The following is a 23,529-nucleotide window of genomic DNA, read 5'->3' on the forward strand; positions in this document are numbered from 1 at the left end:
ACATTTTGTGGGCAAAATATCCCGTGGTCTGATGACTGCTCTGATGGCCGTTCTGATGACATAGGGATGTTTCGTTGCCCGTTATTTCTTAAAAATCTGTAGAGGTAGTGAAGGCACGGTTTTGATGACAACAAGCAATGTGACCCCGATCGGTATTGATGACATCGCCTTTGCGACGGGTTCGTACTGCATTGACCTCGCCGATATTGCGCCCCGACTCGGAGCGGAACCGGCAAAGTACCACAAGGGCCTGGGGCAGGAACGCTCCAGCGTGGTTGCCTCTGATGAAGATCCGGTGACGATGGCCGCGACCGCGGTGAAGAAGATCGTCGACCGCCACGGTATCGACGGCGTGCGCACCATCATGTTCGCCACTGAGACCGGTATTGACCAGTCGAAGGCCGCTGCTGTCTATGTGCATGAGTTGGTCGGTCTTGACCCGCATGCGCGCTCTGTCGAGCTGAAGCAGGCCTGCTACTCCGGTACCGCGGCGCTGCAGTTCGCGTGCGCTCTGGTGGCCCGCAATCCGGAGGAGAAGGTCATCGTTGTCGCCTCCGACATTGCCCGCTATGACCTGGACTCCGCTGCGGAGCCGACCCAGGGTGCAGGTGCTGTAGCCATGCTGGTGACCGCTAATCCGCGCATCCTGGCTATCGATGCGGCTTCGGGCGTCTTTACCCGCGAAGTTATGGACTTCTGGCGTCCGAACCACCGCAGCCAGGCGTTGGTGGAGGGCAAGCTCTCTATTAGTGCTTACATCGACGCTGTTCAGGGTGCTTACGAGGACTACCGTGCCCGCGGCGGTGTGGACTTCAGCGAGATTGACTACTTCAGCTACCACCAGCCGTTTACCAAAATGGCCTACAAGGCGCACCGGCAGCTTTCGGCCAATAACGGTGTGGAGCTCACCGCAGAGGACGAGGCCCGCCAGCTCGGCCCAACTACTGAGTACAACCGCATCATCGGTAACTCCTACACAGCATCGGCCTACTTCGGCCTGCTCTCGCTGCTGGACACCGAGAAGGACCTGGCTGGTAAGAAGGTCGCTGTTGTCTCCTATGGTTCCGGCTCGGTTGCTGAGTTCCTCACCGGCAATGTGGTCGAGGGCTACGAGTCCCAGCTGCGCGCCGAAGATAATGCTCGTGAACTGGATGAACGCGTAAAGCTCGATGATTCGACCTACTACCGCCACGCTCAGGTGACGCATGAAGATCCGGGTGAGTACTCCAACCTGGGAGACGACGCCCTGATTGGCACCGGCCCATTCAGCTTCACTGGTGTTGAGGGGTGTAAGCGCATCTACCGCGCTCGTTAGCCCCCCGGGGGCACCCGCGCTAGTACCTCAACGGAACCGAATCCCCTTCTTTCGCGCCTAACAGTAATAAGAACTGTTTTTCGCGGGGAAGGGGATTTTTCGTGTCCGCACGTTTTACTGGAGGCAGTGGCGGAGGCTTGCTGCACTTTTCGGAAGATGCAGTGACAGCGGCTGCCCGAGAGATCGAGCAGCGCGGCCGTGAAGGCCATGAGCGGTGGGGAAGCGCTCCTGATATTTCCGCAGCAGACTGTGGCCAGGGTTTTGCCGCCCAGGGGCGCCGTCTGCAGCAGGCGGCAGCGAGGCTGCGTGAGCACGGGCAATCGATGTACGCGGGACTTGGCAATCATGCTCCGGCAGTGCGGGAACAGTGGCGTGTCTTTGCAGGCTGTGACAGCGACGGGAGCGCCGACCTCGGTGGAATTGAGGTCGTGGACTGATGCCATGGGTTGCTCGAATTCTTCCGATATTGGTGCGTGTTATTGGCCGTGGAAGCCGTATTGGAGCCAAGCGCGGGGTTGGCGGCATCGGCAAGAATCTGCCCAAAGTCTTGGATAAGGTGCGACGCGCTGACGGCTGGAAGGGCAGCGCCCTATCCAAGTTCTCTAACTCCGTGGGGTTGATAGCCTCCGCGATAACTATTGCTATGGCTTTCGATTGGGGCGGTTTGAAAGGCGATGCCGCCGACGCCGCCAAGGAACGCTGTGATAAAGCCGCGCAGGACTGTGCGAATCAGGATGAGCAGTCCGCCAATGGCGCGCAGAGCGTCGGCGAGTGCGGCAAGAAAGTCGACGAGGTCCTTGAGGATTGCGAAAAGCAGGCCGAAGATATGGCCGAGCAAACCGACGGCGTCCTCTCTCAGTGCGAAGCGCTTGTCGACGATCCGGAGGTCGGCGCCGAAGCCGCACAAGTGGCCCAGCAGGTGTGTAACAGTCTCGTCGACTCCACTGGTCAGCTCTACGATGCGCGTAATAGTTGCATCGAGCAGTGTCTTGAGCAGGCAGCGTGTGACACTGAGGCCGCGGTGGTCGCCACCCCGCCGCAGCCTCCTACTGTTCCAGCCAGTTCGGGTGCTACCTCGGCGGCCTGTGCAGAGGTGGCTGAGTCTGGGAGTGGCGAAGGAGCTACTGTAACCGGTGGCAACGGTGCTACCGCTGGTGGAATTGGGGTCGTTGCCAACGTTGATATTGGGATAGAGGCAGGCGTTGCTGCTGGAATATCCGTTGGAGGTGCCATTGGCGCTGCCGGGGCGGCCAGTTTCGCTGGAATTGCGGGAGCTGTCGGGGTTGCAGGCAGTGTCGCGTCCTCACTGCTCAACTTAGACATGTGCACGGAGACGGAAGAGCCAGTGTGCGAACAGGCGCCTGCGCCAGCGCCAGCACCAGCACCAGCTCCTGCGCCGGAGGACTGTGTGCCGGAACCCGAACCTGAACCCGAGCCCGAACCAGAACCCAAGCCCGAACCTGAACCCGAGCCCGAACCTGAAAATGTTCCTGAACCGCCTCCTCCAGCTGAGAAACTAAAGCACCTGGGAATCGAGCTGCCACAGGAGCCGCAAGCAGAACAGCGAGCGGAACCGCAGCCAAAACCACAAGCAGAGCCGCAGCCAGCACCAGCCCAGGATTCGGCAGCATCAGTGCAGGAATCTGCTTCAGCTGTGCCCGAGCCCCCTGAGCAGCCCAACGCCCAGGAGCTTGTGGGCGCGGTTAATTCGCCAACGGCAGGTGAGTGGTAATGGGGAGTAAGCATGCCGCGAAATATGACCGGATTGGGCAGGCCTATTACGACGCTGCTGCAATGACTAGGCAGGAGTTCGATACGGCGGTACAGAGGGCACAGAAAGAATTGCAGGGTTTGGAGGAGCGTCGTAAAGCACGCGAAATTAAGGAGAGGGAGGTGGCGGCGGGCGTCGAAAAGCAACAAAAAACCGCCCGACCGAAGGGAACCGTTACGCGGTTGTTCGGGCGGGCGGGGAAAGGGACGCCGACGGTGAAGTCGATTCGGGGCGTGTCCTGAAGCGTGGCCTAGTGACTACTTGCCGGGAATCAGCGAGTGCTCCGGGTTTTCCGGCAGCTCCTTGATGAGCCACTCCATGTCGCGGTTAGTTGTGCCCTTGATAGTGGCGGTCGGGTCTGCGAAATCCGAGTACTTCTTGTCGTCACCGACCGTGGCCAGCAGGAAGCCTGTGAGTGCGGCGCGCGCGACCTCCTGGTACTTCACCTTGGAGGAAGAGAAGCCCGCTAGACGACGGAGAAGAGTTGTCTCCGAGAAGCTGCCCTGGTCAGCCTTGTCTACTTCGCGGTAAACGACATCGCCCTTCCACTGAACAGCCAGGCGAGCCGGGTTACCGCGATCGAGCCACTGATCCTCGCCAGGGGCCAGGACGAGGCCCGGAGCCGAGACATTAGTTGCAGCGGCGCTGGAGGAAGGCGCGGTAGTTGCGGGGAAGACGCAGCCAACGCCGGAGATGAGGTCGTGACCAGCGGCGGCGAGGACGGCTACGCCAGCGCCCATGCCGTGGCCGGCAACGCCGAGTTTCTTCGGGTGGACGACGACCTTGCCCTCTCCGAGGCGGACACCAGCGAGAATCTGGAGCGCTGTCTCCAAATCGTTGGCGAGACCACGGTGATCTGCCACGATGCCATTTTCGGTGTCCGGAGCAGCGACCGCGATGCCCCACGAAGCTAGGTGACGCAGCGTGGCGTGGTACTCCTCAATCGGTGTGCGCCAATCGTGTGCGAAGGCGATACCGGGGATGCCATTGCCCTCGGCAGGCGTGTAGACCTTTCCCGGCAGGCCAGTAAAAGCGAGATCACCGACCATGACGCGGTGCGGTCCACGCTTGGAAAGATTAGATGTCAGAGTCTTCAAGTTGTCAGCCACAGTGAATAGCTTAACTATAAGGTGCATACCTTTGCTGAAAAAGTGCCAGGATGAGCGAGAATGTCTATTTCGTTATGACGATTTTCCGCTTCGCGGGTTATTCTGTAGGACATGTGTGGAATCGTTGGATATGTGGGCCATCAGCCCGCCCTGGATATTGCTGTCGATGCGCTACGACGCATGGAATACCGTGGCTATGACTCCGCGGGGGTTGCCATTGTCGACGATCAGGGGCATATCACTGTAGAGAAGAAGGCCGGTAAACTCGCCAACCTCGAGGCTGCCCTTGATGCGGATGGGCGCGACAAAATCACTGGAACCACCGGAATTGGGCACACCCGCTGGGCTACCCACGGTCGCCCAATTGATGAGAATGCCCACCCACACCAGTCCTATGACGGCAAGGTGGCTATCGTCCACAACGGCATTATCGAGAACTTTGCTCCGCTACGTCAGGAGCTGGAGGATGCCGGCATTGAGCTGAAGTCCGAAACCGACTCCGAGGTCGCCGCGCACATGCTCGCCCGTGCCCTGGACGGTTCCGACGGCGGATCTACCGCTGGTGATTTCGAGGCCTCTGCGCTGTCCGTGCTCAACCGCCTCGAGGGTGCTTTTACGCTGCTGTTTACTCATGCAGACCACCCGGACCGCATCATCGCTGCTCGTCGCTCCACTCCGCTGATTGTCGGTGTGGGCGAAAACGAAATGTTCCTCGGCTCCGATGTTGCGGCTTTCATCGCACACACCCGCGAGGCCGTGGAGCTGGGTCAGGACAACGTCGTCATCATCACCGCAGATGATTACCGCATCCTGGATTTCGCCGGCAACGAGCAGCAGGGTCGACCATTCACCATCGACTGGGATCTCGCCGCAGCCGAAAAGGGTGGCTATGACTCCTTCATGATGAAGGAAATCCACGAGCAGGCTGCCGCCGTCCGCGATACGTTGGCCGGTCACCTCGTTGACGGCCGCATCGTTCTCGACGAGTCCCGCCTGAGTGACCAAGATCTGCGTGACATCGAGAAGGTCTTCGTCGTCGCCTGTGGTACCGCATACCACTCCGGTTTGTTGGCCAAGTACGCCATTGAGCACTGGGTTCGTATCCCGGTCGAGATTGAGGTCGCGTCCGAGTTCCGCTACCGCGATCCGGTGCTGGACCGCCAGACGCTGGTGGTCGCTATTTCGCAGTCGGGCGAGACTGCTGACACCCTTGAGGCCGTGCGACACGCAAAGAGCCAGGGCGCCCGCGTGCTGGCTGTCTGTAACACCAACGGTGCACAGATTCCACGTGAGTCTGACGCCGTGCTCTATACGCACGCCGGCCCGGAGATTGGTGTTGCTGCAACCAAGTCGTTCCTGGCGCAGGTAGCCGCAAACTACCTGGTCGGTTTGGCTCTTGCCCAGGCACGCGGCACTAAGTACCCGGACGAGGTCACTCGCGAGTTTGAAGAGCTGGAGACCATCCCGGCACTGATTGACAAGGTCGTCGCTAAGGGCGATGAGTTCATCGACACGGCCAAGGAAATCGGTGCTATTCCGACGATGCTCTTCCTCGGCCGTCACGTTGGTTTCCCAGTCGCACTTGAGGGTGCGCTGAAGCTCAAGGAGCTTGCCTACATTCACGCAGAGGGGTTCCCGGCAGGCGAGCTCAAGCATGGCCCAATTGCACTCATCGAGGATGATCTTCCGGTCGTCGTCGTAGTGCCATCGCCGAAGGGGCGCGCCGTGCTGCACTCCAAGATTGTCTCCAACATCCAGGAGATTCGTGCCCGTGGTGCCAAGACCATCGTGATTGCCGAAGAAGGGGATCAGTCGGTGGTTCCTTTTGCGAACTACCTGATTGAAATCCCGGAGACGTCCACGCTGCTCCAGCCGCTGTTGTCTACGATTCCGATGCAGTTCCTGGCAGCTGAGATCGCTCGCCAGTGCGGTAACGAGGACATCGATAAGCCGCGCAACCTGGCTAAGTCAGTCACCGTCGAGTAGTTCGTCCTGCTTTCGTCGGTACTGCTCAATCTCCGCATCGAGTTCTTCATCCGTGAGGGACTCGATGCGTTTTGCTTCTTCCTCGGATAGGTCCCAGACCTCATCGGATACATGGCAAAATGACAACATCCAATCGAGGTTGCGTTTCTGAATCGTCTTCATCTTCCGTGTCACACGCTGATGAAAAGTTTGCTTGCCGACGTTCTTTAGCGGCCCAACCGGAACGCTAGTCGCGGTGTCCCCATTACGGGAAGTCCACACTTCTGTTCCGTCGGGGTATCTGTCGATATCCCAGCCCTCGTGCGTTTTTAGATTGTGGTGTCGGCGGCAGAGACAGTGCAGATTCTCAGTGTCAGTCGGCCCGCCCTGCTTGGGATTGTCGTGGTTGTACGGCTGAATATGGTCCAGGTCGCACTTGGCTGCCGGGACGTCGCAGCCGGGGAAGCGGCAGGTACCGTCACGCCCACGGACGCGAGCCACCTGGCTCTCAGTGGGGCGGTAACCATCCACCTTGCTGTCGGCGGAGATACGGATGTGAGTTGCGCGAGCAAGCCATTCTTCGGTGGCTACCTCGCTCAACCAGCCGACGCCATCAATCCATGCTGGCCCACCGCCGACCTCGCGGTAGACATTGATGACAATCTCGGCATTGGTCGATTTCTGTGCCAGCTGTAGTAGCGCTTCCGCCTGCGTGCACTGTTCACCACGATTGATTGCTGTGTTGCGAATCCCCTGAATCCTGGCCATGAGCTCGGTCGCGCGGTCGTTTTCAAGGATTGCTGTGACCTTTTTGTGCTTGCCATCGCCCGTGTCGGAGAGTGCGACCGCTTCGCCTTCTGGAACCCGTTGGGTGCCGTCGTTGCGGGCGCAGTCGTTGTACTCAGAAACCAAGTCGCCGATTAGACGAGACAGCGTGTAGACACCAACCATTGCTTGTCGAGGTCGCGTCGGAGTGAGCATTTCCAAAAGATGGGGCTCTACCGTGTCGAACTGATCTGGTGACAGCCCGGCAACGCCATTGGCGATGGCGCGGAGATGGGCTAACGAGAAACAGAAGGTGGATTCGATGAGAGCCCGGACTTTTGGTAGGCGTTCGAACATCAGCGCAATTTCGCACAGCGTAGAACACTTGCCGCGGCTAAGGCCGGTTCGAATGCTTATGCGGGCAAGATGGTGATTGACATCGACCTCCTCACCGGGAGCGCAGATATCGATCAGTTGAAGGTCTGCGGCGTTGATGGCACGGGCCGCGAGGCTAATCGGGTCGTCGGATTGCTGGTTGGCCCATGAGGGCTTTTGACCTGGTGCTGGAAGTTCTGTGGGCGGCGATGACATTGGTTATCCCCCTGATTACTACGTGTCCGCCGGAGAATTGAAGATTGAGTTCTGTGGTGGAGAGAAGCATGGAGAGGCTGTGTCAACCAGTCCCGCCAACCCCTGTGCACCGGACAAAGAACTTTCGCTTACAAATTTTCCCTACAACCCAAATCGTACACCTGTTTGAAAAACTGTCAATAGAATTCTGGAAATATGTTCTAAAATTCTGTGCTGAATTAGATCCGGCCCCTCCGTCCGAGCCTCCTCCGTCCGAGGCCCCTCGGCAGGGCGCCGTACAAAGGCAGGACTCGCTGTCGCGGATGATGCGGAACATCACCAGCTTCAGCGCCATCCAGTTCCTCCAAGAACTCGTGAATGCGTTCGAGCGTATTGGGGGAGTAGAGCAGTGCGAGGTGATCAGACCAGTCGCCACCGCCAGTGGCATTGTTGACGTTCGTAATGTGGTGACCCTCTTGTTCGGGCAAAAAGGCGCCGGTCCACGGGCGAACCACGGTGTCAAAAGGGGTGCCGATATTCAGGTAGTGCGGACCACGTCGGGTAATGCCACGCGCTGCGCGGTTCAGAGTCGCAATGTAGTCAGAGTCCAGCAGCTGTTGAATGCAGGCACGGCCGACAAGGCGGTCGACGAGTTTGTGCATCGGTAGGCCGCATCGCTCAAGGGCACTGAGCCTTCGGCGCATGCCCCACGCAGTAGTGCCTCGGTGGTTTCCCGCAAGAGAGATGACTGCCCGCACGGGGCTGTTGTCGGAGGCGTACTGCTCGGCTGCTTCTTCGTTGAGGCCACGGTTCAGAGCTTCGTCGTAAAGCGAATCGATGCTCGCGTTGGCGTAGCTGCGGCAGTGTAGACCGCCCTGGGAATGACCGATGAGGTCGATGCGGGGTAGGGAGAGGTGGGCACGGAAGCGGTCGAGAAGGTCGGTGACTTCGGCGAGCGCATCGCTTAAATCGGTGGTGGCTTTGACGCTACGGAGACGGCTGACCAGCGTGGCGGGGTCGGAGCCGTAATCGAGTGAGAATACGGGGCGATTCCGGGCGAGGAACGGCCCCAACATGGCGAAGGAGTTGAACGAGTTCATCCAGGTGCCGTGAACCAGGACAATTGGTGTGCGACCGTTGTATCTGTCCAGGTCGGGAGTGATTTTGCCGTCGAGGATTTCGCGAACGTCCTGCACGCCGTGGGGGATCCATTCGGGATGACGCAACGAGCGCAGGTATGCCTGGGGAAAGGCGCGCAGTAGAGGGCCGAAAACTCGCGTGCTCGGGGAGTAGTCATCCATAGGGGCTAATCGTAGGCTGGGTTTATGACGTACTGCTACACAGCTGCCGAAATTCGCGCCGCGGAACAGCCCTATCTGGACGCACAAACGCGTGACGACGAACTCATGCGCCACGCAGCCGCCGCTGTGTCGGAGGTGGCGGAGCGGATGCTCTCAGAGGCATCTCCGGAGCCTGGTCGCGGTCGCGTGCTGCTGTTGGTTGGATCGGGAGGCAATGGTGGCGATGCACTCTATGCTGGCCGAAACTTGTCCTCGGATGGGCATGGCGTGGATGCGGTTTTGCTGGGCTCGAAGCCACACGAGCGGGCACTGAAAGCTTTTGAACTCGCAGGTGGGCGGGTGCTGCCGTTGGGGTGTGACCGGGAGACGGATTTATCGAAGATTCTGTGGTCGATTAGTGAAGACTACGCACTGATCATCGACGGCATCGTGGGGCTCGGAGGTCACGGCGCGCTGCGTGAAGAGGCCGCGTGGTTGGTGCGCGAAGCGCGGTTGGGCAAAGTTCCCATTCTCGCGGTTGATGTGCCGAGCGGCGTAGAAACCGATACTGGGCGTACTTTTGACCCGCCTGCCCAGACCATCAATCCAGACCCTGATTTGGAGGAGAGACAGAACCCGTACTTGCCATCTCACGTGGAGGCCACGACAACGGTGACTTTCGGCGGTCTGCGCTACGCGCACTCGCTGTCCGAATCCTGTGGCACCGTCGAATTACACGAAATTGCGCTCGATGCCTTCTCCCTCGAACTTCCAGGACTGGGGCAGACGCTCTATGAAAACGGTACCTACAATGCCGTCCACCACCAGACTCCGACCGTGGAGTTCTACGAAGCCCTAGGCGGGAGCTTTCCGGCACCACTTGGCGCGATGACCCCGCTCGAACCCGGTGCAGCTGACCACAAGTACTCCACTGGAGTTACAGGAATCGCTGCCGGAAGCGAAGCGTATCCGGGCGCAGGTCAGCTGTGCGCCACCGCTGCCGTGCATGCGACCAGTCCCGCGGTCATCTATGTCGGCGACGCGGCCGCACGCAACCGCATCACCGCAGCCTTGCCGACGGTCATTGCGCAGCAGGACTCGGTGGATCGCAAAGAGGTACGCGTCGATGCCTGGGTCGTCGGTCCCGGTCGGGGCACTGATGAGAAAGCCGCCGAGGAACTGCGAGACATTCTGACCACTGACAAACCAGTGGTCATCGACGCTGACGCACTGACACTGCTGTCGAAGCATGAGGACATCCGACAGCTCGTTCGTGAGCGCGGCCAGGAGCGCAACCTGCGCACTGTTCTCACGCCGCACGCCGGTGAATTCGAGCGCCTGACCGGGCACGAGGTCACTAACCCCATCGCAGATGCGCGTGAACTTGCCGAGCAGTTCTCCTCCGAAGTGTTGCTCAAGGGACGCCGCACTGTGATGGTCAATCCGACAACGCAGCGCACAGTCGTGGTTGACGCGGGTAGCTCCTGGGCAGCCACGCCGGGCTCTGGCGATGTACTGTCCGGGCTCCTCGGCGCCTGGGTAGCGCGTGGCGAAGCCCTCTATCTACCAGCAATTATTCATGCGCGCGCCGCATTTTTGGCCGCGCAGACAGAGTTCGGACCAGCACCCTGCAGCGCCCAGGACATCGCCGAATCCATCCGAGATGCCACCGCATGGTTCACCAACGAAGGCAGCAGTGGCAAAATACGGCTATGACTTCCTCGGCACCAGCCATCCTGACCCATACCGTTAATCTCGACGCGATCACCCACAATGTGAAGACCGTCAAGGCCATCGCAGGGGTGTCGGAATTCATGGCCGTCGTCAAGGCGGACGGCTACTCGCAGGGTGCGCTGCAGACCGCGCGTGCCGCGCTGGCCGGCGGGGCAACGCAGCTCGGTGTCGCAACAATCGACGAGGCGCTCTCCCTCCGCGAGGAACTCCGCGCCACGCTTGACGACGGCCACGCCATCCCCATCCTTGCCTGGATCTGGGACGCAGCGGCCACCTCGTTGGTGCAGCGAGCTGTGGCTGCAGATATTGACCTCGGTCTGCCGTCGATGGTTCATGCGCTGGCCGTGGCCAATGCCGGGCGGGCGCTGTCGGTGACACCACGTGTGACGGTGATGGTCGATACGGGCTTGGGGCGCTCGGGATTCTCTATGGCCAATGGGGACTTTGAGCATGCGGTCGCTCAGCTGGTTGAGCTGCACAAGACCGGTGCTCTGAACGTCACCGGTGCTTTCACGCACTTTGCGTGCGCGGATGAGCCGGGCCACGAGAGCGTCGATAAGCAGGCACAGAATTTCTGTGCTGCGATTGCGGCACTGCGTGAGGCGGGGCTGGACGAGCTGATTAACCATGCGGCGAATTCGCCGGCATCGTTGTCACGTCCTGACCTGGCCTTCGATATGGTGCGTCCAGGGCTGGCGATTTATGGTGGCGAGCCAATTGTGGGGATCACCCATGGATTGCGTCCGGCGATGAGGTGGGAAGCGTCGGTCATATTGGTCAAGAAGCTGCCGGCGGGGCAGTCGGTGTCCTACGGACAGACGTGGACAGCTGACCGCGATACCACCATCGGCATCGTGCCCTGTGGCTACGCCGACGGTATGATGCGCTCGGCCTCCGGGCATTTCGAGGTCAGCATCAATGGCACGCGCTATCCGCAGGTAGGGCGCGTGTGTATGGATCAATTCGTCGTCGACCTGGGGCCCGACACCGAAGTCGAGGCCGGCGACACTGCGGTTATCGTCGGTGATCCCACACTGGGGGAGCCCGGTCTCGATGACCTCGCGGAGGCATCCGGCACCATTAACTACGAAATCCTCACCGCACCGAAGGGGCGTAGCGAGCGAAAGTGGGTGCGCAGCCGGCTCGCGCCAACCGCAGAGGACATGCGTGACCTCGGCGAGGAGATTGGCCGGGAGTTGGCAGCTGGGGATCTGGTGATTCTCGATGGCCCACTCGGCGCGGGCAAAACGACCCTCACGCAGGGCATCGCCCGTGGCATGAACGTGCGCGGTCGCGTGACGTCGCCGACGTTCACAATCGCCCGCGAGCACCGTCCGCTTGCAACCGACGGCGTCACCCTCATCCACGTCGACGCCTATCGACTCTTTGGCGAAGAGGGCCCCGGCTCCGATGGCGAGGCCTTCGATGCGCTGGACTCGCTCGATTTGGATACCGACCTCGAGGACAGCGTCGTGGTCGCCGAGTGGGGAATGGGGCTCGCCGAGGTGCTCTCCGAGCGCTATCTACAGGTGAGTATCGATCGTTCGCGTGACGACGATGCCCGCGTCGTCACCTGGACGTGGAGCAAGTAGCTTCAAGTCGGTTCAAGTAGGTTACTGAGTATGAACATTTTGGCCGTTGACACATCGACTCCACAGGTCACCGCGGGAATTGTCCGCGATGGTGAAACCGTGGCCGAAAAGCTGCACCTGGATGCCCGTGCGCACAACGAGGTGCTGGTGCCGCTGATTCAGCAGTGCCTCACTGACAGTGGGGTGGCGGCAACCGAGCTAGATGCCGTGGTTGTCGGCTGTGGGCCGGGGCCGTTTACGGGCTTGCGCGTTGGTATGGCCACCGCAGCCTCCTTCGCCGACGCTCTGGGAATTCCCTGCTACGGCATCTGCAGCCTGGATTCGCTTGCGGGTGGGGTTGGCGATGAACTGGTCGTCACCGATGCCCGCCGCCGCGAGGTGTACTTCGCCGCCTACCGCGATGGCCAGCGGGTTTTCGGTCCGGCAGTGGCCAAGCCAGCCGACGTCATGGAGCTGCTCAAGGAAGAACTTGCAGCAGAAGCCGCCGACTTCGCGCCGAGCCAGGCCCGCGGCAGTCTCAGCCACATCGAGCAAATTGCCGGGCTTGAGGTTGCTGCCGAACAAGTCTTTCCCACTCCGACAGCCATGGTTGAAGCGGTCGACTTTGACTCCGCGCCGGGCCCACTGGTGCCGCTGTACTTGCGCCGTCCGGATGCCGTTGTCCCGAAGGCTATGAGATGAGCGTCGTCAAGCTAGTGCGTCTCGGACCTCCTGCGGCCAAGGCGTGTGCGGCGATTGAGGCGGAGCTGTTTGCCGGCGACGATCCCTGGCCGGAATCGGCCTTTATGGCAGAGCTGGCCGCGCCGAACAATTTCTACGTCGGGCTGATTGCAGATGTAGACGAGGACGAAGAACTGTGCGGCTATGCGGGGATTACCAAGCTGGGGCCTGCGGGGGCCGCCGAATACGAGATTCACACCATCGGGGTGGGGAAGAAGTGGCAGCGCCGGGGCTTTGGGACGCAGCTGATGGACGCGCTGATGGCAGCTGTGGCGGAGGATCCGGGCCCGGTGTTTTTGGAAGTTCGCACAGATAACGAACCCGCAATCGCTATGTATCGGCGCTATGGCTTCGAAAATATGGGGCTGCGAAAGAACTATTATCCGGGCTCTGGGGCGGATGCGTACACGATGTGTCGGCCTGAGTTGGCCAGCTAGATGTTGACGTATTGACTAATCTGCGTTAAACCAGGCACATGGCTAAAACCTTTGCAAAACAGCTCGTAGAAACCCTAGAGAAGCAGGGGGTCAAGCGAATCTTCGGACTCGTTGGAGATAGTTTGAACCCCATTGTCGACGCTGTGCGCGAGTCCTCCATTGAGTGGGTGCACGTTCGCAACGAAGAGGCTGCCGCCTTCGCCGCCGGCGCGGAGTCCCTGGTCACCGGCGAATTAGCAGTGTGTGCGGCCTCCTGCGGCCCGGGTAATACCCACCTCATTCAGGGCCTGTATGACTCCCACCGCAACGGCGCAAAGGTGCTGGCGCTGGCATCGCACATTCCTTCCCGCCAGATTGGCTCGAACTTCTTCCAGGAGACCCATCCGGAGTTCATCTTCAACGAGTGCTCCGGTTACTGCGAGATGGTCAACTCCGCTGAGCAGGGTGGCGTTGTTTTGCATCACGCTATCCAGTCGACCATGACTGGCCACGGTGTTTCCGTGCTGGTTCTGCCGGGCGACATTACAACGCATGAAGTGGAAAATGATGAGTTCGTCACCTCCACAATCAGCAGCGGTCGCCCAGTCGTATTCCCTGACGCCGGTCAGGCCGCCGCGCTTGCCGACGCAATCAACGAGGCTAAAACGGTCACGCTTTTCTGTGGCGCAGGCGTGAAGGACGCCCGCGAACAGGTGCTCAAGCTTGCGGAGAAAATTAAGTCGCCGGTGGGACATGCGCTGGGTGGCAAGATGTACATCCAGTACGACAACCCCTATGACGTCGGTATGTCCGGCCTGCTGGGCTACGGCGCCTGCCACGATGCCTCCAACGATGCTGATCTGTTGATTCTGCTCGGTACTGACTTCCCGTACAACGACTTCCTGCCGACTAAGAACGTCGCACAGGTCGATATCGATGGTCGTGCCATCGGTCGTCGTACCACGGTGAAGTACCCAGTCGTCGGCGATGTGGCTGCCACAATCGAAACCATCCTGCCGCACCTGGATGAAAAGACCGATCGCTCCTTCCTGGACAAGCAGCTGCGGAACCACGAGCGCCTGCTCAGCCACGTCATCGAGGCATACACCCACGACGTTGAGAACATGCGCCCGATTCACCCGGAGTATGTAGCCGACCTGATTGATAAGTACGCCGATGACGATGCCGTCTTCACCGTCGATACCGGTATGGGCAATGTCTGGGCTGCACGCTACGTCACGCCGAATGGCAAGCGAGAGCAGATTGGTTCTTTCCGTCACGGCACTATGGCCAATGCACTGTCGCAGGCCATTGGTGTGCAGGCTGCTGACCGGGACCGTCAGGTCATTACCTTCAACGGTGACGGTGGCCTGTCAATGCTGCTCGGTGAGCTCATCACCGTGAAGCAGGAGCAGCTACCCATCAAGATGTTTGTGTTCAACAACTCCTCGCTCGGCATGGTCAAGCTGGAAATGCTGGTTCAGGGGCTGCCGGAGCACGAGACCGATCACGACGCAGTGGACTACGCCGGAGTCGCAGAGTCGTTGGGTATCAAGGCCATCCGAATTGAAGATCCGGCCGATGCGCCTCGCCTGATTCAGGAGGCGCTGGCATACGACGGCCCGGTGCTGGTGGACATGATCACCGACCCGAATGCCCTGTCCATCCCGGCAAATATCACCTGGGACATGCTGATGGGATTCTCCAAGGCCGCTACTCGCACCGTCTTCGGCGGCGGCGTTGGTCAGATGATCAACATGGCACGGTCGAACCTCCGCAACATCCCGCGGCCATAGTGGGGGTAGCGCTCTCGAGATGCGGGAGCGGGTGCGGTGCGGTACCTCTGTTTCCATGATTAAAGGTTTTCTGGTGAACCCTGACCTGACGCATCGCATCGTCGAATTTGAGTTGGAGGCCGCTGCTACATTCCTCGGCGGAGTTTCCTCCGACCGTGTTTCGGTGGCGTTTCAGGAAGACGGCGCCGATTACGCCGCTCTCTACAACCCGACGGCCAAGGCTGAGGGCGCTGAACCGAATCCGGTCGCGTCCCTCGGCCGCAATGAGGCTGCTACGGGCAACTCGGCTTTCTTTACCGACCCCACCACCGCAATTTGCGGAACGGTCGTATTTGTCGACGCCGAGGGCAAGGATATCGGCGACGAGGAAATCGAGCGTATTAAGCACGGTATGCGCGCCGTGCGCCACTACCGCGATGACTACCCAGAGGAATACGCTCTCTGGCGTGCCGCTGTGCGGAACCTCGGTCGCCTCGAAATTTAAACTCGGTCGCTGGTAAGCGACCCGGTGGTGCGCTAGTACCATGACTGCTATGACCGAGTTGACCCTGCTGGCAATCGAGAGTTCCTGCGATGAGACTGGCGCTGCAGTGATGCGTGTGCGCTACGACGACACCGACACCAGCACCCCCGCCATTCCCGAGGTGGAAGTGCTTGCCGACGTCGTCGCATCCTCCATGGAGCAGCACGCCCGCTTCGGTGGTGTGGTCCCGGAGATTGCTTCCCGCGCTCATTTGGAAGCCTTGCAGCCAGTAGTCTCCGAGGCGCGCGCGCAAGCAGCTGCCAAGCTCGGTATCGATACTTTTATCCCAGATGCCGTCGCCGCTACCGTGGGGCCCGGTCTCGCCGGTGCGCTGCTGGTCGGTTCGGCAGGCGCGAAGGCTTATGCCGCCGCCTGGGGTGTGCCTTTCTACGGCATTAATCACCTTGGTGGCCACGTTGCTGTCGGAGCTCTCGATGGCGCAGATCTATCCAACGCAGTGGCGCTGCTAGTTTCCGGCGGGCACACGCAGCTGCTGCGCGTACAGGGGGTTGGTCGTCCGATGGGAGAGCTCGGATCGACGCTTGACGACGCGGCCGGAGAGGCATACGACAAGGTTTCGAGGTTGCTCGGATTGGGTTACCCGGGCGGCCCGATTATCGATAAGTTGGCTAAGCAGGGCAACCGCAAGGCCATCGCGTTTCCTCGCGCCATGATGCGCCAGCAGGATGCGCGCCATGACTTCTCCTTCTCCGGCTTGAAAACCGCCGTGGCCCGCTATGTCGAGGAGGCGGAGAAGGAAGGTCGTGAATACTCCGTAGAGGACGTCTGTGCTTCCTTCCAGGAGGCGGTCTGCGATGTATTGACCAAGAAGGCCGTTCGCGCAGCTCAGGATGTGGGGGCCACTACGCTGCTGCTCGGTGGTGGTGTGGCTGCGAACTCGAGGTTGCGTGAACTCGCAGCGGCGCGAGCTACCTCGGCGGGAATTACGCTGCACGTGCCACCGATTAAGTTGTGCACCGACAACGGTGTCATGATTGGCGCAGCTGCCGCCTACCTCATTGCCGCGGGGGTCAAGCCCTCTGGCTACGCCTGCCCGACCGACCCATCGATGCCAGTGGAAGATCCTGTAATGCAATAAGCAGTGATTGCCCCTCGGATCCATGTTAAATTTCGTTAACTGACTTTGACTTGTTTCTCTGCCATGGATCGCAGGACAATTACAGGAAAGCGCTTGCCCAAAAATGAGTAAAGACTACAGCGAGTGGGAACTTCAGCCATCCGATAATTCGCATAATCAGACTGAGCTGTTTGCACCGCAGGGCGAACCGCAAACAACGCAAGCACCGCAAGTTGAACATCAGCGCGGTCGTGCTGGGGGAGTGCTATGGGCAGTCATCGCTCTGCTGCTTGTGGTGATCGTCGCTGTAGCAGTGGTGCTTTACCTAGTTGTGAGTGGTCGAGGTGAGCAATGGTTTGGTGCAGGTGCCAAGGATGAAGTAGCGCCGAAGCTCACTGTTACTGCGACTGCGACGGAGACCGTGAAGGTGAAGTCGCCGGAGAAAACCAAGACGAGGGAAACCACGAGTACGGCTGCGCCCGATTATCCGATTAGTGGGGATTGCGAGGCGTCGGCGTTCCCGACTACGGAGGAAAACTTTACGATCGTCGCCTGTGACGGATGGTGGGCGCTGGGTGGGCGCGCAAACAGTGGTGGACTGGCGGTCTACCAATGGGACGAAGGTGCCTGGCAAAGGAGGGAGCCAGACAGTCGTTACACAACCGGTTCTGGTGGCCCGTGCTTTAGCGATGAGTACATCAAGGAACACGGAATGACGGTTACTGCGTTCGGTCGTATGGCGTGTAACCCCGACAAGCTGACCAATTAGCATTAGCGCTCACTATTGTTGAGTGTTAGCACTTGCAGGGGTAGAGTGCTAACGAAGGTTGTTTGACACACAGTTGTTCACCCGCGACGACGGCTGTGCACGGCAGACCAACCGGCACAAGAACATCACATCACCGCATGTATGGAGGAATTCATCGTGGCGAACGTCAACATCAAGCCGCTGGAGGACCGCGTCCTCGTCCAGATCAACGAAGCAGAGACCACCACGGCTTCTGGCCTGGTTATCCCGGACTCCGCTAAGGAGAAGCCGCAGGAGGCTACCGTTATCGCAGTTGGTCCGGGTCGTTGGGCCGATGACGATGACCGCATTCCTATGGACGTCAAGGAGGGTGACATCGTCATCTTCTCCAAGTACGGCGGCACTGAGCTGAAGTACCAGGGCGAAGAGTACCTGCTGCTGTCGCAACGCGACATCCTGGCTGTTATCGAGAACTAAAGGGAGGACGTACCCACACATGGCGAAGCTTATTGCTTTTAACGAAGAGGCTCGCGAAGGCCTCAAGCGCGGTGTGGACACGCTTGCCGACGCAGTCAAGGTCACGCTTGGCCCGAAGGGTCGCAACGTTGTCCTGGACAAGGCCTTCGGCGGTCCGCTGGTCACCAATGATGGTGTGACCATCGCCCGCGACATCGACGTTGAGGATCCGTTTGAGAACCTCGGCGCGCAGTTGGTTAAGTCCGTTGCGGTCAAGACCAATGACGTTGCCGGTGACGGTACTACTACCGCAACGCTGCTGGCACAGGCGCTGGTCCACGAGGGTCTGCGCAACGTTGCAGCCGGCGCAAACCCGATTTCGCTGAACCGTGGTATTCACGCTGCATCCGACAAGGCGGTTGAGCTGCTGAAGCAGCGCGCCACCTCGGTCAGCAGCTCTGCTGCCATCGCACAGGTGGCAACCGTTTCCTCGCGCGACACTGAAATTGGTGACCTGGTTGCAGGTGCCATGGACAAGGTTGGCAAGGACGGCGTCGTCTCTGTGGAGGAGTCGCAGTCGATTGCCACCGAGCTGTCCGTGACCGAGGGCGTGTCTTTCAACAAGGGCTTCCTCTCGCCGTACTTCATTACCGACGTCGAGGCTCAGCAGGCAATTCTTGACGGTGCACAGGTGCTGCTGGTCCGTGAGAAGATTTCCTCCCTGCCGGAGTTCCTGCCGATTCTGGAGAAGATTGCCGAGTCCGGCAAGCCGACTCTGATCATGGCTGAGGATATCGAGGGCGAGGCTCTGTCCGCACTGGTCATCAACGCTATGCGCAAGACCTTGAAGGTTGCCGCAGTGAAGGCACCGTACTTCGGTGACCGTCGTAAGGCGTTCATGGATGACCTGGCAGTTGTCACCGGTGCAACCGTCGTTACGGCTGACACTGGCATGCAGCTGAAGGACGTTGGACTTGAGGTGCTGGGTAACGCACGCCGTATCACCATTACCAAGGACGAGACCGTTCTGGTTGACGGTGCCGGCACCGCTGAGGCTGTGGAAGAGCGTCGTAACCAGATTCGTGCCGAGATTGAGCGCACTGACTCTGACTGGGATCGCGAGAAGCTGGAAGAGCGTCTGGCGAAGCTCTCTGGCGGCGTGGCTGTCATTAAGGTCGGCGCTGCTACCGAGACCGAGGTCAACGAGCGCAAGCTGCGCGTCGAGGACGCCATTAACGCTGCTCGTGCGGCAGCTCAGGAAGGCGTCATCGCCGGTGGCGGTTCCGTACTGGTGCAGATCTCCCGTGAACTCGAGGCATTCGCTGACGAGTTCGAGGGCGACGAGGCAGTCGGTGTCCGTGCAGTTGCCAAGGCTCTGACCCGTCCGGCTTTCTGGATTGCTGAGAATGCTGGTAAGGACGGCGCTGTCGTTGTCTACCACATTGGTGAGCTGGAGAACGGCAACGGCTACAACGCTGCTGCTGACACTTACGAGAACCTGATTGAGTCCGGCGTCATTGACCCGGTCAAGGTCACTCACTCCGCAGTCGTCAACGCAACCTCCGTGGCGCGTATGCTGCTGACCACCGAGGCTTCTGTTGTGGACAAGCCGGAGGAAGAGCCGCAGCACGATCACGCTCACTAATTGTCAGTGAGCTAGTGCCCGGGCCTTTGGCACGTAAAATGCTCCCCACCTTTCAATCTGAGGGTGGGGAGCATTTTGGTTTTTATGTGAACTGGATGGAGTCCGAGAGAGGAGAGGGACTACATGGCAGTGACTAGAACGCGTTCAAGTTCGCGTTCACGTGCAGCCGGCTTAGCTCGAAGGATTTCATTTCGTTCAGATTCGCTGAGACCGCCCCAGACACCGTATGGCTCACCAACCTTGAGTGCGTGACTACGGCACTGCATAAGAACAGGGCAAGAACGGCAGATAGCCTTCGCACGGGCTTCACGCAGGCTGCGTGCGCGTCCGCGCTCGCCTTCCGGGTGGAAGAAGGTCGCGGAGTCCTGCCCGCGGCACGAGCCGTGCAGCTGCCAATCCCACAAATCCGCATTGGGCCCGGGCAAGTGGTCGATGTACGTCATCGGAATTGATGTCTCCTTCATTGAGCTTTCTTGAAGCAGTGAGCTCAAGTGTGGAGGCCAACAATGAACGGTTGGTAAACCTAAGGAGGCCAGCCGGGATACTACGCAAACAATTCCGTCAAACTCTTACCAAATTTTTAGAAACGGCCAGGTCGTCGAGAACGCAAACCGTCGACAAAGCCTGCGCAGTAGTCCCATGGGGCGTAACGGGAGGGGTCTGGATCGAATTGTGGCTCGTGAACCGGGGATGCCTGGCCAGACAGGAGCATCAGGTAGTGGTTTTCCAAAACCTCCCAGTTATAAAAGTGCTCGTCACCGCAGTCCTCACACAACATGCAGACGCCCAGTAATCCCTCTGGGCTCAAAGCGGTGCGGAATAGGCGAACTGCGGCCAGATCTTCAAGAACCTCTCGACGTTCCTGGTCTGTCAGTGGAGCAAACGGCTCATCCGGCTCGAGAAAGCTTGCCGGGTCATTGGGATCTCCTTCGAACGGATCCCGCGGCATGGATGAGAAAAAGTTGTGGTTCACAACCACTACCGTAACAGCTCTGTACGGCAATCCTGTCGATTGGCGATGCACTTAGTTGGGGTTTAGTTCACCTTGGAATAACCCTCAGCTAGCTTTCGGCTAACCCTTGTCGGGCACCTGTCGCTCCGCCTAATTGTCGCGTTTCATCACTGAAGGACTACCCTGTATATAACGTTTGGCAACCACGAAGCGATAGCGCCCCTGGCCGGATGTCGGCAAGGGTGGAGCAGGAGGAGTCCATGACCAACCCCACGGGAATTAGCCTCGGCGGAGACAATCCCAACAAGATTCCACTAGTCGGCCTTACATTCGATGACGTCCTGCTGCTGCCGGATGCTTCGGACGTTATCCCCTCCGGCGTTGATACTTCGACGCAGCTCACTCGTGAGCTGCGTCTGAACATTCCGGTTGTGTCCGCTGCTATGGACACCGTCACCGAGGCCCGCATGGCTGTTGCCATGGCCCGCCAGGGCGGTATGGGTATCCTGCACCGCAACCTGTCTATCGAGGAGCAGGCTCAGCAGGTCGAGATTGTGAAGCGCTCTGAGGCTGGCATGGTGTCCGACCCGGTGACCTGTTCCCCGGATGACACCATCGCCGAAGTAGATGCCAAGTGCGCTCGTTACCGCATCTCGGGCCTGCCGGTCGTCGACAAGGACGGCAAGCTGGTCGGTATCTGCACCAACCGCGACATGCGTTTTGAGGCAGACCTGAACCGCAAGGTTTCCGAAATCATGACCCCGATGCCGCTGGTCGTGGCTGAGCAGGGTGTGTCTGGCGATGCGGCGCTGAACCTGCTGCGCGCTCACAAGGTGGAGAAGCTGCCGATCGTCGATGGCGAAGGCCGCCTGACTGGTCTGATTACCGTCAAGGACTTCGTCAAGAAGGATCAGTACCCGAATGCTTCCAAGGATGGTTCCGGCCGTCTGCTGGTCGGTGCTGGCATCGGTACCGGCGAGGACTCCTGGAAGCGCGCGCACGCATTGGCTGACGCAGGCGTAGACGTGCTCGTTGTTGATACCGCTCACGCCCACAACTCAGGTGTACTTGAGATGGTCTCCCGCGTTAAGAAGGAATTCGGCGAGAACATCCAGATTATCGGCGGCAACCTGGCTACCCGTGGCGCTGCACAGGCCATGATTGACGCGGGTGCAGATGCCATCAAGGTCGGTATCGGCCCAGGCTCGATTTGCACCACTCGCGTTGTCGCAGGTGTGGGCGCCCCGCAGATCACCGCCATCATGGAAGCCTCTGTCGCAGCTAAGAAGGCTGGCGTTCCGATTATCGCCGATGGCGGTATGCAGTTCTCCGGCGACATCGCCAAGGCTCTGGCAGCCGGTGCATCCTCCGTCATGCTCGGTTCGATGCTGGCCGGTACCGCTGAGGCTCCGGGTGAGGTCACCTTCGTCAACGGCAAGCAGTACAAGATGTACCGTGGCATGGGCTCGCTGGGTGCTATGCAGGGCCGCGGCCTGACCGGTGAGAAGCGCTCCTACTCCAAGGACCGCTACTTCCAGGCTGATGTCAAGAGCGAAGAGAAGCTGGTTCCGGAAGGCATTGAGGGTCGTGTTCCGTTCCGCGGCAGTATCGACTCCATCGTTCACCAGCTGGTCGGTGGTCTGCGTGCAGCTATGGGCTACACCGGTTCCGCTACCGTCGAGCAGCTGCACGACGCACAGTTCGTCCAGATCACCGCTGCAGGCCTGCGCGAGTCGCACCCGCACGATATCCAGATGACTGTCGAAGCGCCGAACTACTACCAGCGCTAAACTGGCTTAGTCGAGTTAAATTCCACGGAAAGGGCATGTGAGGAAAGCTCATGCGCGACATCGTTGAAATCGGTATTGGCCGCGAGGCACGCCGGACCTACGAGTTGGACGATATTGCACTCGTTCCCACTCGGCGTACCCGGTCGTCCAAGGACGTCGATACCTCCTGGCGAATTGACGCCTACGATTTCGAACTCCCGATGATGATGCATCCGACAGATGCCATCGCCAGCCCGGAATCCGTCGCTGAGTTTGCTCGCCTGGGCGGTTTGGCGGTTCTCAACGCCGAGGGTATCTGGGCCCGTCACGCCGATGCGCAGGACAAGATCGCCGAGCTGGTGGAGTTGGCAAAGAATGCCGCCACCAAGCGTGAATCCGAGGCAGCGAACCGCAAGCTGCAGGAACTGCACTCTGCTCCAATTGATACTGACCTGTTGGTTGAGCGCATCAAGGAGATTCGCGCAACCGGCGCGATTACTGCAGTTCGTGTCTCCCCGCAGCATGCCCGTGAGCTGGCTCCGCTGGCTATCAAGGCCGGCATCGACTTGTTGGTTATCCAGGGCACGCTGATTTCCGCAGAGCATGTCACGGCTCAGGGTGAACCACTAAACCTCAAGGACTTCATCGGCAGCCTGGACGTTCCAGTTATCGCCGGTGGCGTTGTCGACTACCAGACTGCGCTGCATCTAATGCGTTCAGGTGCCGCTGGTGTGATTGTCGGTACGGGCTTTACGACGTCCCCGGATGCGCTCGGTATCGATGTGCCAATGGCTACCGCTATTGCGGATGCTGCAGCTGCTCGTAAGGACTACCTCGATGAGACCGAGGGGCGCTACGTCCACATCATTGCCGATGGCGGCATTGATACCGTCGGTGACATTGCCAAGGCAATCGCCTGCGGTGCGGATGCTGTGGCACTGTCCAGTGTGCTGGCAACCGTCCACGAAGCTCCGGGGCAGGGCTACGCCTGGCCGTCTGTTGCGGCACACCCGAAGTACCCGCGCGGTGCGGTGTGGCCGGTCGTCGACGATGAGAAGGAATTGGTCAGCCTGGAAGAGGCTCTGTTTGGCCCTTCCGCTTCGCCGTTCGGTGACCGCAATCTCGCCGGTGGCCTGCGTCGCGCAATGGCCAAGTGCGGCTTTACCAACTTGAAGTCCTTCCACCGCGTTGAGCTGTCGGTACGTCCGAAGGGTTTTTAATTAAAGTAATCGGATAGTTTTTTCGCAAAACTACCTTACTGAAAAGCCACCTCCGCTTAGGGTTAGGAACATGAGTTCCGCGCATTAGCGTTACGCCCTTAGAGA

The 23,529-nt window shown here is 59.7% G+C and carries 22 protein-coding genes; 17 read left to right on the plus strand and 5 right to left on the minus strand.

The genetic code is table 11. From position 1 onward, the window contains the following. The first annotated feature begins 124 nt into the window (after nt 1-124). The 4 genes from ADM64_RS04280 (at nt 125) to ADM64_RS04295 (ending at nt 3,328) form a co-directional block, all read left to right on the plus strand. Nucleotides 125-1,315 carry a hydroxymethylglutaryl-CoA synthase gene (locus ADM64_RS04280; RefSeq protein WP_049193250.1) on the plus strand — a complete coding sequence of 397 codons (1,191 nt, stop codon included), beginning with the start codon at nt 125-127 and terminating at the stop codon, nt 1,313-1,315. 101 nt (nt 1,316-1,416) lie between these two features. After that, on the plus strand, nt 1,417-1,752 hold the full coding sequence (locus ADM64_RS04285; RefSeq protein WP_016422101.1) for a hypothetical protein: 336 nt from the start codon (nt 1,417-1,419) through the stop codon (nt 1,750-1,752). Between the two features lie 32 nt (nt 1,753-1,784). Beyond that, entirely contained in the window at nt 1,785-3,047 is a 1,263-nt protein-coding gene (locus tag ADM64_RS04290) for a hypothetical protein (RefSeq protein WP_241486329.1), read from the plus strand. Beyond that, a complete protein-coding gene (locus ADM64_RS04295; protein ID WP_049190377.1) occupies nt 3,047-3,328 on the plus strand; it encodes a hypothetical protein in 282 nt (93 codons plus the stop codon). The genes ADM64_RS04290 and ADM64_RS04295 overlap by 1 nt, the downstream gene beginning before the upstream one ends. A gap of 15 nt (nt 3,329-3,343) precedes the next feature. Here ADM64_RS04295 and ADM64_RS04300 read toward each other — a convergent pair whose 3' ends face one another. Next, nucleotides 3,344-4,195 (minus strand): dienelactone hydrolase family protein, encoded by an 852-nt coding sequence (locus ADM64_RS04300; protein WP_049169967.1) that lies wholly within the window; start codon nt 4,193-4,195, stop codon nt 3,344-3,346. A 111-nt stretch (nt 4,196-4,306) separates the two neighbouring features. Between ADM64_RS04300 and glmS the strand changes: the two genes are divergently transcribed. Then, entirely contained in the window at nt 4,307-6,181 is a 1,875-nt protein-coding gene (gene glmS / locus ADM64_RS04305; protein WP_049193252.1) for a glutamine--fructose-6-phosphate transaminase (isomerizing), read from the plus strand. Here glmS and ADM64_RS04310 read toward each other — a convergent pair. Together ADM64_RS04310 and ADM64_RS04315 are read right to left on the minus strand one after the other, a co-directional pair. Then, nucleotides 6,164-7,516: an HNH endonuclease signature motif containing protein gene (locus ADM64_RS04310; RefSeq protein ID WP_049193253.1), complete on the minus strand. Its 1,353-nt coding sequence runs from the start codon at nt 7,514-7,516 to the stop codon at nt 6,164-6,166. The two genes, glmS and ADM64_RS04310, sit on opposite strands and share 18 nt — an antisense overlap. A 218-nt stretch (nt 7,517-7,734) precedes the next feature. Beyond that, nucleotides 7,735-8,796, minus strand: coding sequence for an esterase/lipase family protein (locus ADM64_RS04315; protein WP_049193254.1), 1,062 nt, complete (start codon nt 8,794-8,796; stop codon nt 7,735-7,737). A 24-nt stretch (nt 8,797-8,820) separates the two neighbouring features. Here ADM64_RS04315 and ADM64_RS04320 point away from each other — a divergent pair, with 24 nt between their 5' ends. The 10 genes from ADM64_RS04320 (at nt 8,821) to groL (ending at nt 19,483) form a co-directional block, all read left to right on the plus strand. Next, nucleotides 8,821-10,491, plus strand: a complete 1,671-nt coding sequence (locus ADM64_RS04320) for an NAD(P)H-hydrate dehydratase (RefSeq protein WP_049193256.1) — start codon at nt 8,821-8,823, stop codon at nt 10,489-10,491. Then, complete coding sequence (gene alr / locus ADM64_RS04325; protein ID WP_049193257.1) at nt 10,488-12,101, plus strand: alanine racemase; 1,614 nt, start codon at nt 10,488-10,490, stop codon at nt 12,099-12,101. Before ADM64_RS04320 ends, alr begins: the two co-directional genes overlap by 4 nt. A 30-nt stretch (nt 12,102-12,131) precedes the next feature. After that, nucleotides 12,132-12,782 (plus strand): tRNA (adenosine(37)-N6)-threonylcarbamoyltransferase complex dimerization subunit type 1 TsaB, encoded by a 651-nt coding sequence (tsaB, locus tag ADM64_RS04330; RefSeq protein ID WP_049190362.1) that lies wholly within the window; start codon nt 12,132-12,134, stop codon nt 12,780-12,782. Further along, the gene (gene rimI / locus ADM64_RS04335; protein WP_049190359.1) at nt 12,779-13,258 is read left to right on the plus strand and encodes a ribosomal protein S18-alanine N-acetyltransferase; all 480 of its coding nucleotides are present in this window, start codon (nt 12,779-12,781) and stop codon (nt 13,256-13,258) included. The genes tsaB and rimI overlap by 4 nt, the downstream gene beginning before the upstream one ends. Nucleotides 13,259-13,296: 38 nt before the next feature. Further along, nucleotides 13,297-15,033, plus strand: coding sequence for a pyruvate dehydrogenase (locus tag ADM64_RS04340; protein WP_016422112.1), 1,737 nt, complete (start codon nt 13,297-13,299; stop codon nt 15,031-15,033). 55 nt (nt 15,034-15,088) lie between these two features. After that, nucleotides 15,089-15,517 (plus strand): hypothetical protein, encoded by a 429-nt coding sequence (locus ADM64_RS04345; RefSeq protein ID WP_042388422.1) that lies wholly within the window; start codon nt 15,089-15,091, stop codon nt 15,515-15,517. 58 nt (nt 15,518-15,575) lie between these two features. Next, nucleotides 15,576-16,655: a tRNA (adenosine(37)-N6)-threonylcarbamoyltransferase complex transferase subunit TsaD gene (tsaD, locus tag ADM64_RS04350; RefSeq protein WP_049193324.1), complete on the plus strand. Its 1,080-nt coding sequence runs from the start codon at nt 15,576-15,578 to the stop codon at nt 16,653-16,655. A 103-nt stretch (nt 16,656-16,758) separates the two neighbouring features. Further along, nucleotides 16,759-17,403, plus strand: coding sequence for a hypothetical protein (locus ADM64_RS04355; protein ID WP_049193258.1), 645 nt, complete (start codon nt 16,759-16,761; stop codon nt 17,401-17,403). A 156-nt stretch (nt 17,404-17,559) separates the two neighbouring features. Next, nucleotides 17,560-17,859 (plus strand): co-chaperone GroES, encoded by a 300-nt coding sequence (groES, locus tag ADM64_RS04360; protein WP_005510054.1) that lies wholly within the window; start codon nt 17,560-17,562, stop codon nt 17,857-17,859. Between the two features lie 19 nt (nt 17,860-17,878). Continuing rightward, on the plus strand, nt 17,879-19,483 hold the full coding sequence (gene groL, locus ADM64_RS04365) for a chaperonin GroEL (RefSeq protein WP_049193259.1): 1,605 nt from the start codon (nt 17,879-17,881) through the stop codon (nt 19,481-19,483). A gap of 119 nt (nt 19,484-19,602) precedes the next feature. Here groL and ADM64_RS04370 read toward each other — a convergent pair whose 3' ends face one another. Together ADM64_RS04370 and ADM64_RS04375 are read right to left on the minus strand one after the other, a co-directional pair. Then, nucleotides 19,603-19,926, minus strand: coding sequence for a WhiB family transcriptional regulator (locus tag ADM64_RS04370; protein ID WP_016422117.1), 324 nt, complete (start codon nt 19,924-19,926; stop codon nt 19,603-19,605). A gap of 137 nt (nt 19,927-20,063) precedes the next feature. After that, nucleotides 20,064-20,432, minus strand: a complete 369-nt coding sequence (locus ADM64_RS04375; protein ID WP_038629374.1) for a DUF5319 domain-containing protein — start codon at nt 20,430-20,432, stop codon at nt 20,064-20,066. A gap of 263 nt (nt 20,433-20,695) precedes the next feature. Here ADM64_RS04375 and guaB point away from each other — a divergent pair, with 263 nt between their 5' ends. Together guaB and ADM64_RS04385 are read left to right on the plus strand one after the other, a co-directional pair. Further along, on the plus strand, nt 20,696-22,225 hold the full coding sequence (gene guaB / locus ADM64_RS04380; protein ID WP_016422119.1) for an IMP dehydrogenase: 1,530 nt from the start codon (nt 20,696-20,698) through the stop codon (nt 22,223-22,225). Nucleotides 22,226-22,275: 50 nt separating this feature from the next. Next, nucleotides 22,276-23,424 carry a GuaB3 family IMP dehydrogenase-related protein gene (locus tag ADM64_RS04385; RefSeq protein ID WP_048731529.1) on the plus strand — a complete coding sequence of 383 codons (1,149 nt, stop codon included), beginning with the start codon at nt 22,276-22,278 and terminating at the stop codon, nt 23,422-23,424. Nucleotides 23,425-23,529: the final 105 nt, after the last annotated feature.

The organism is Corynebacterium sp. 401_CJEI (assembly GCF_001076435.1).
Classification (GTDB): Bacteria; Actinomycetota; Actinomycetes; order Mycobacteriales; family Mycobacteriaceae; genus Corynebacterium; species Corynebacterium jeikeium_D.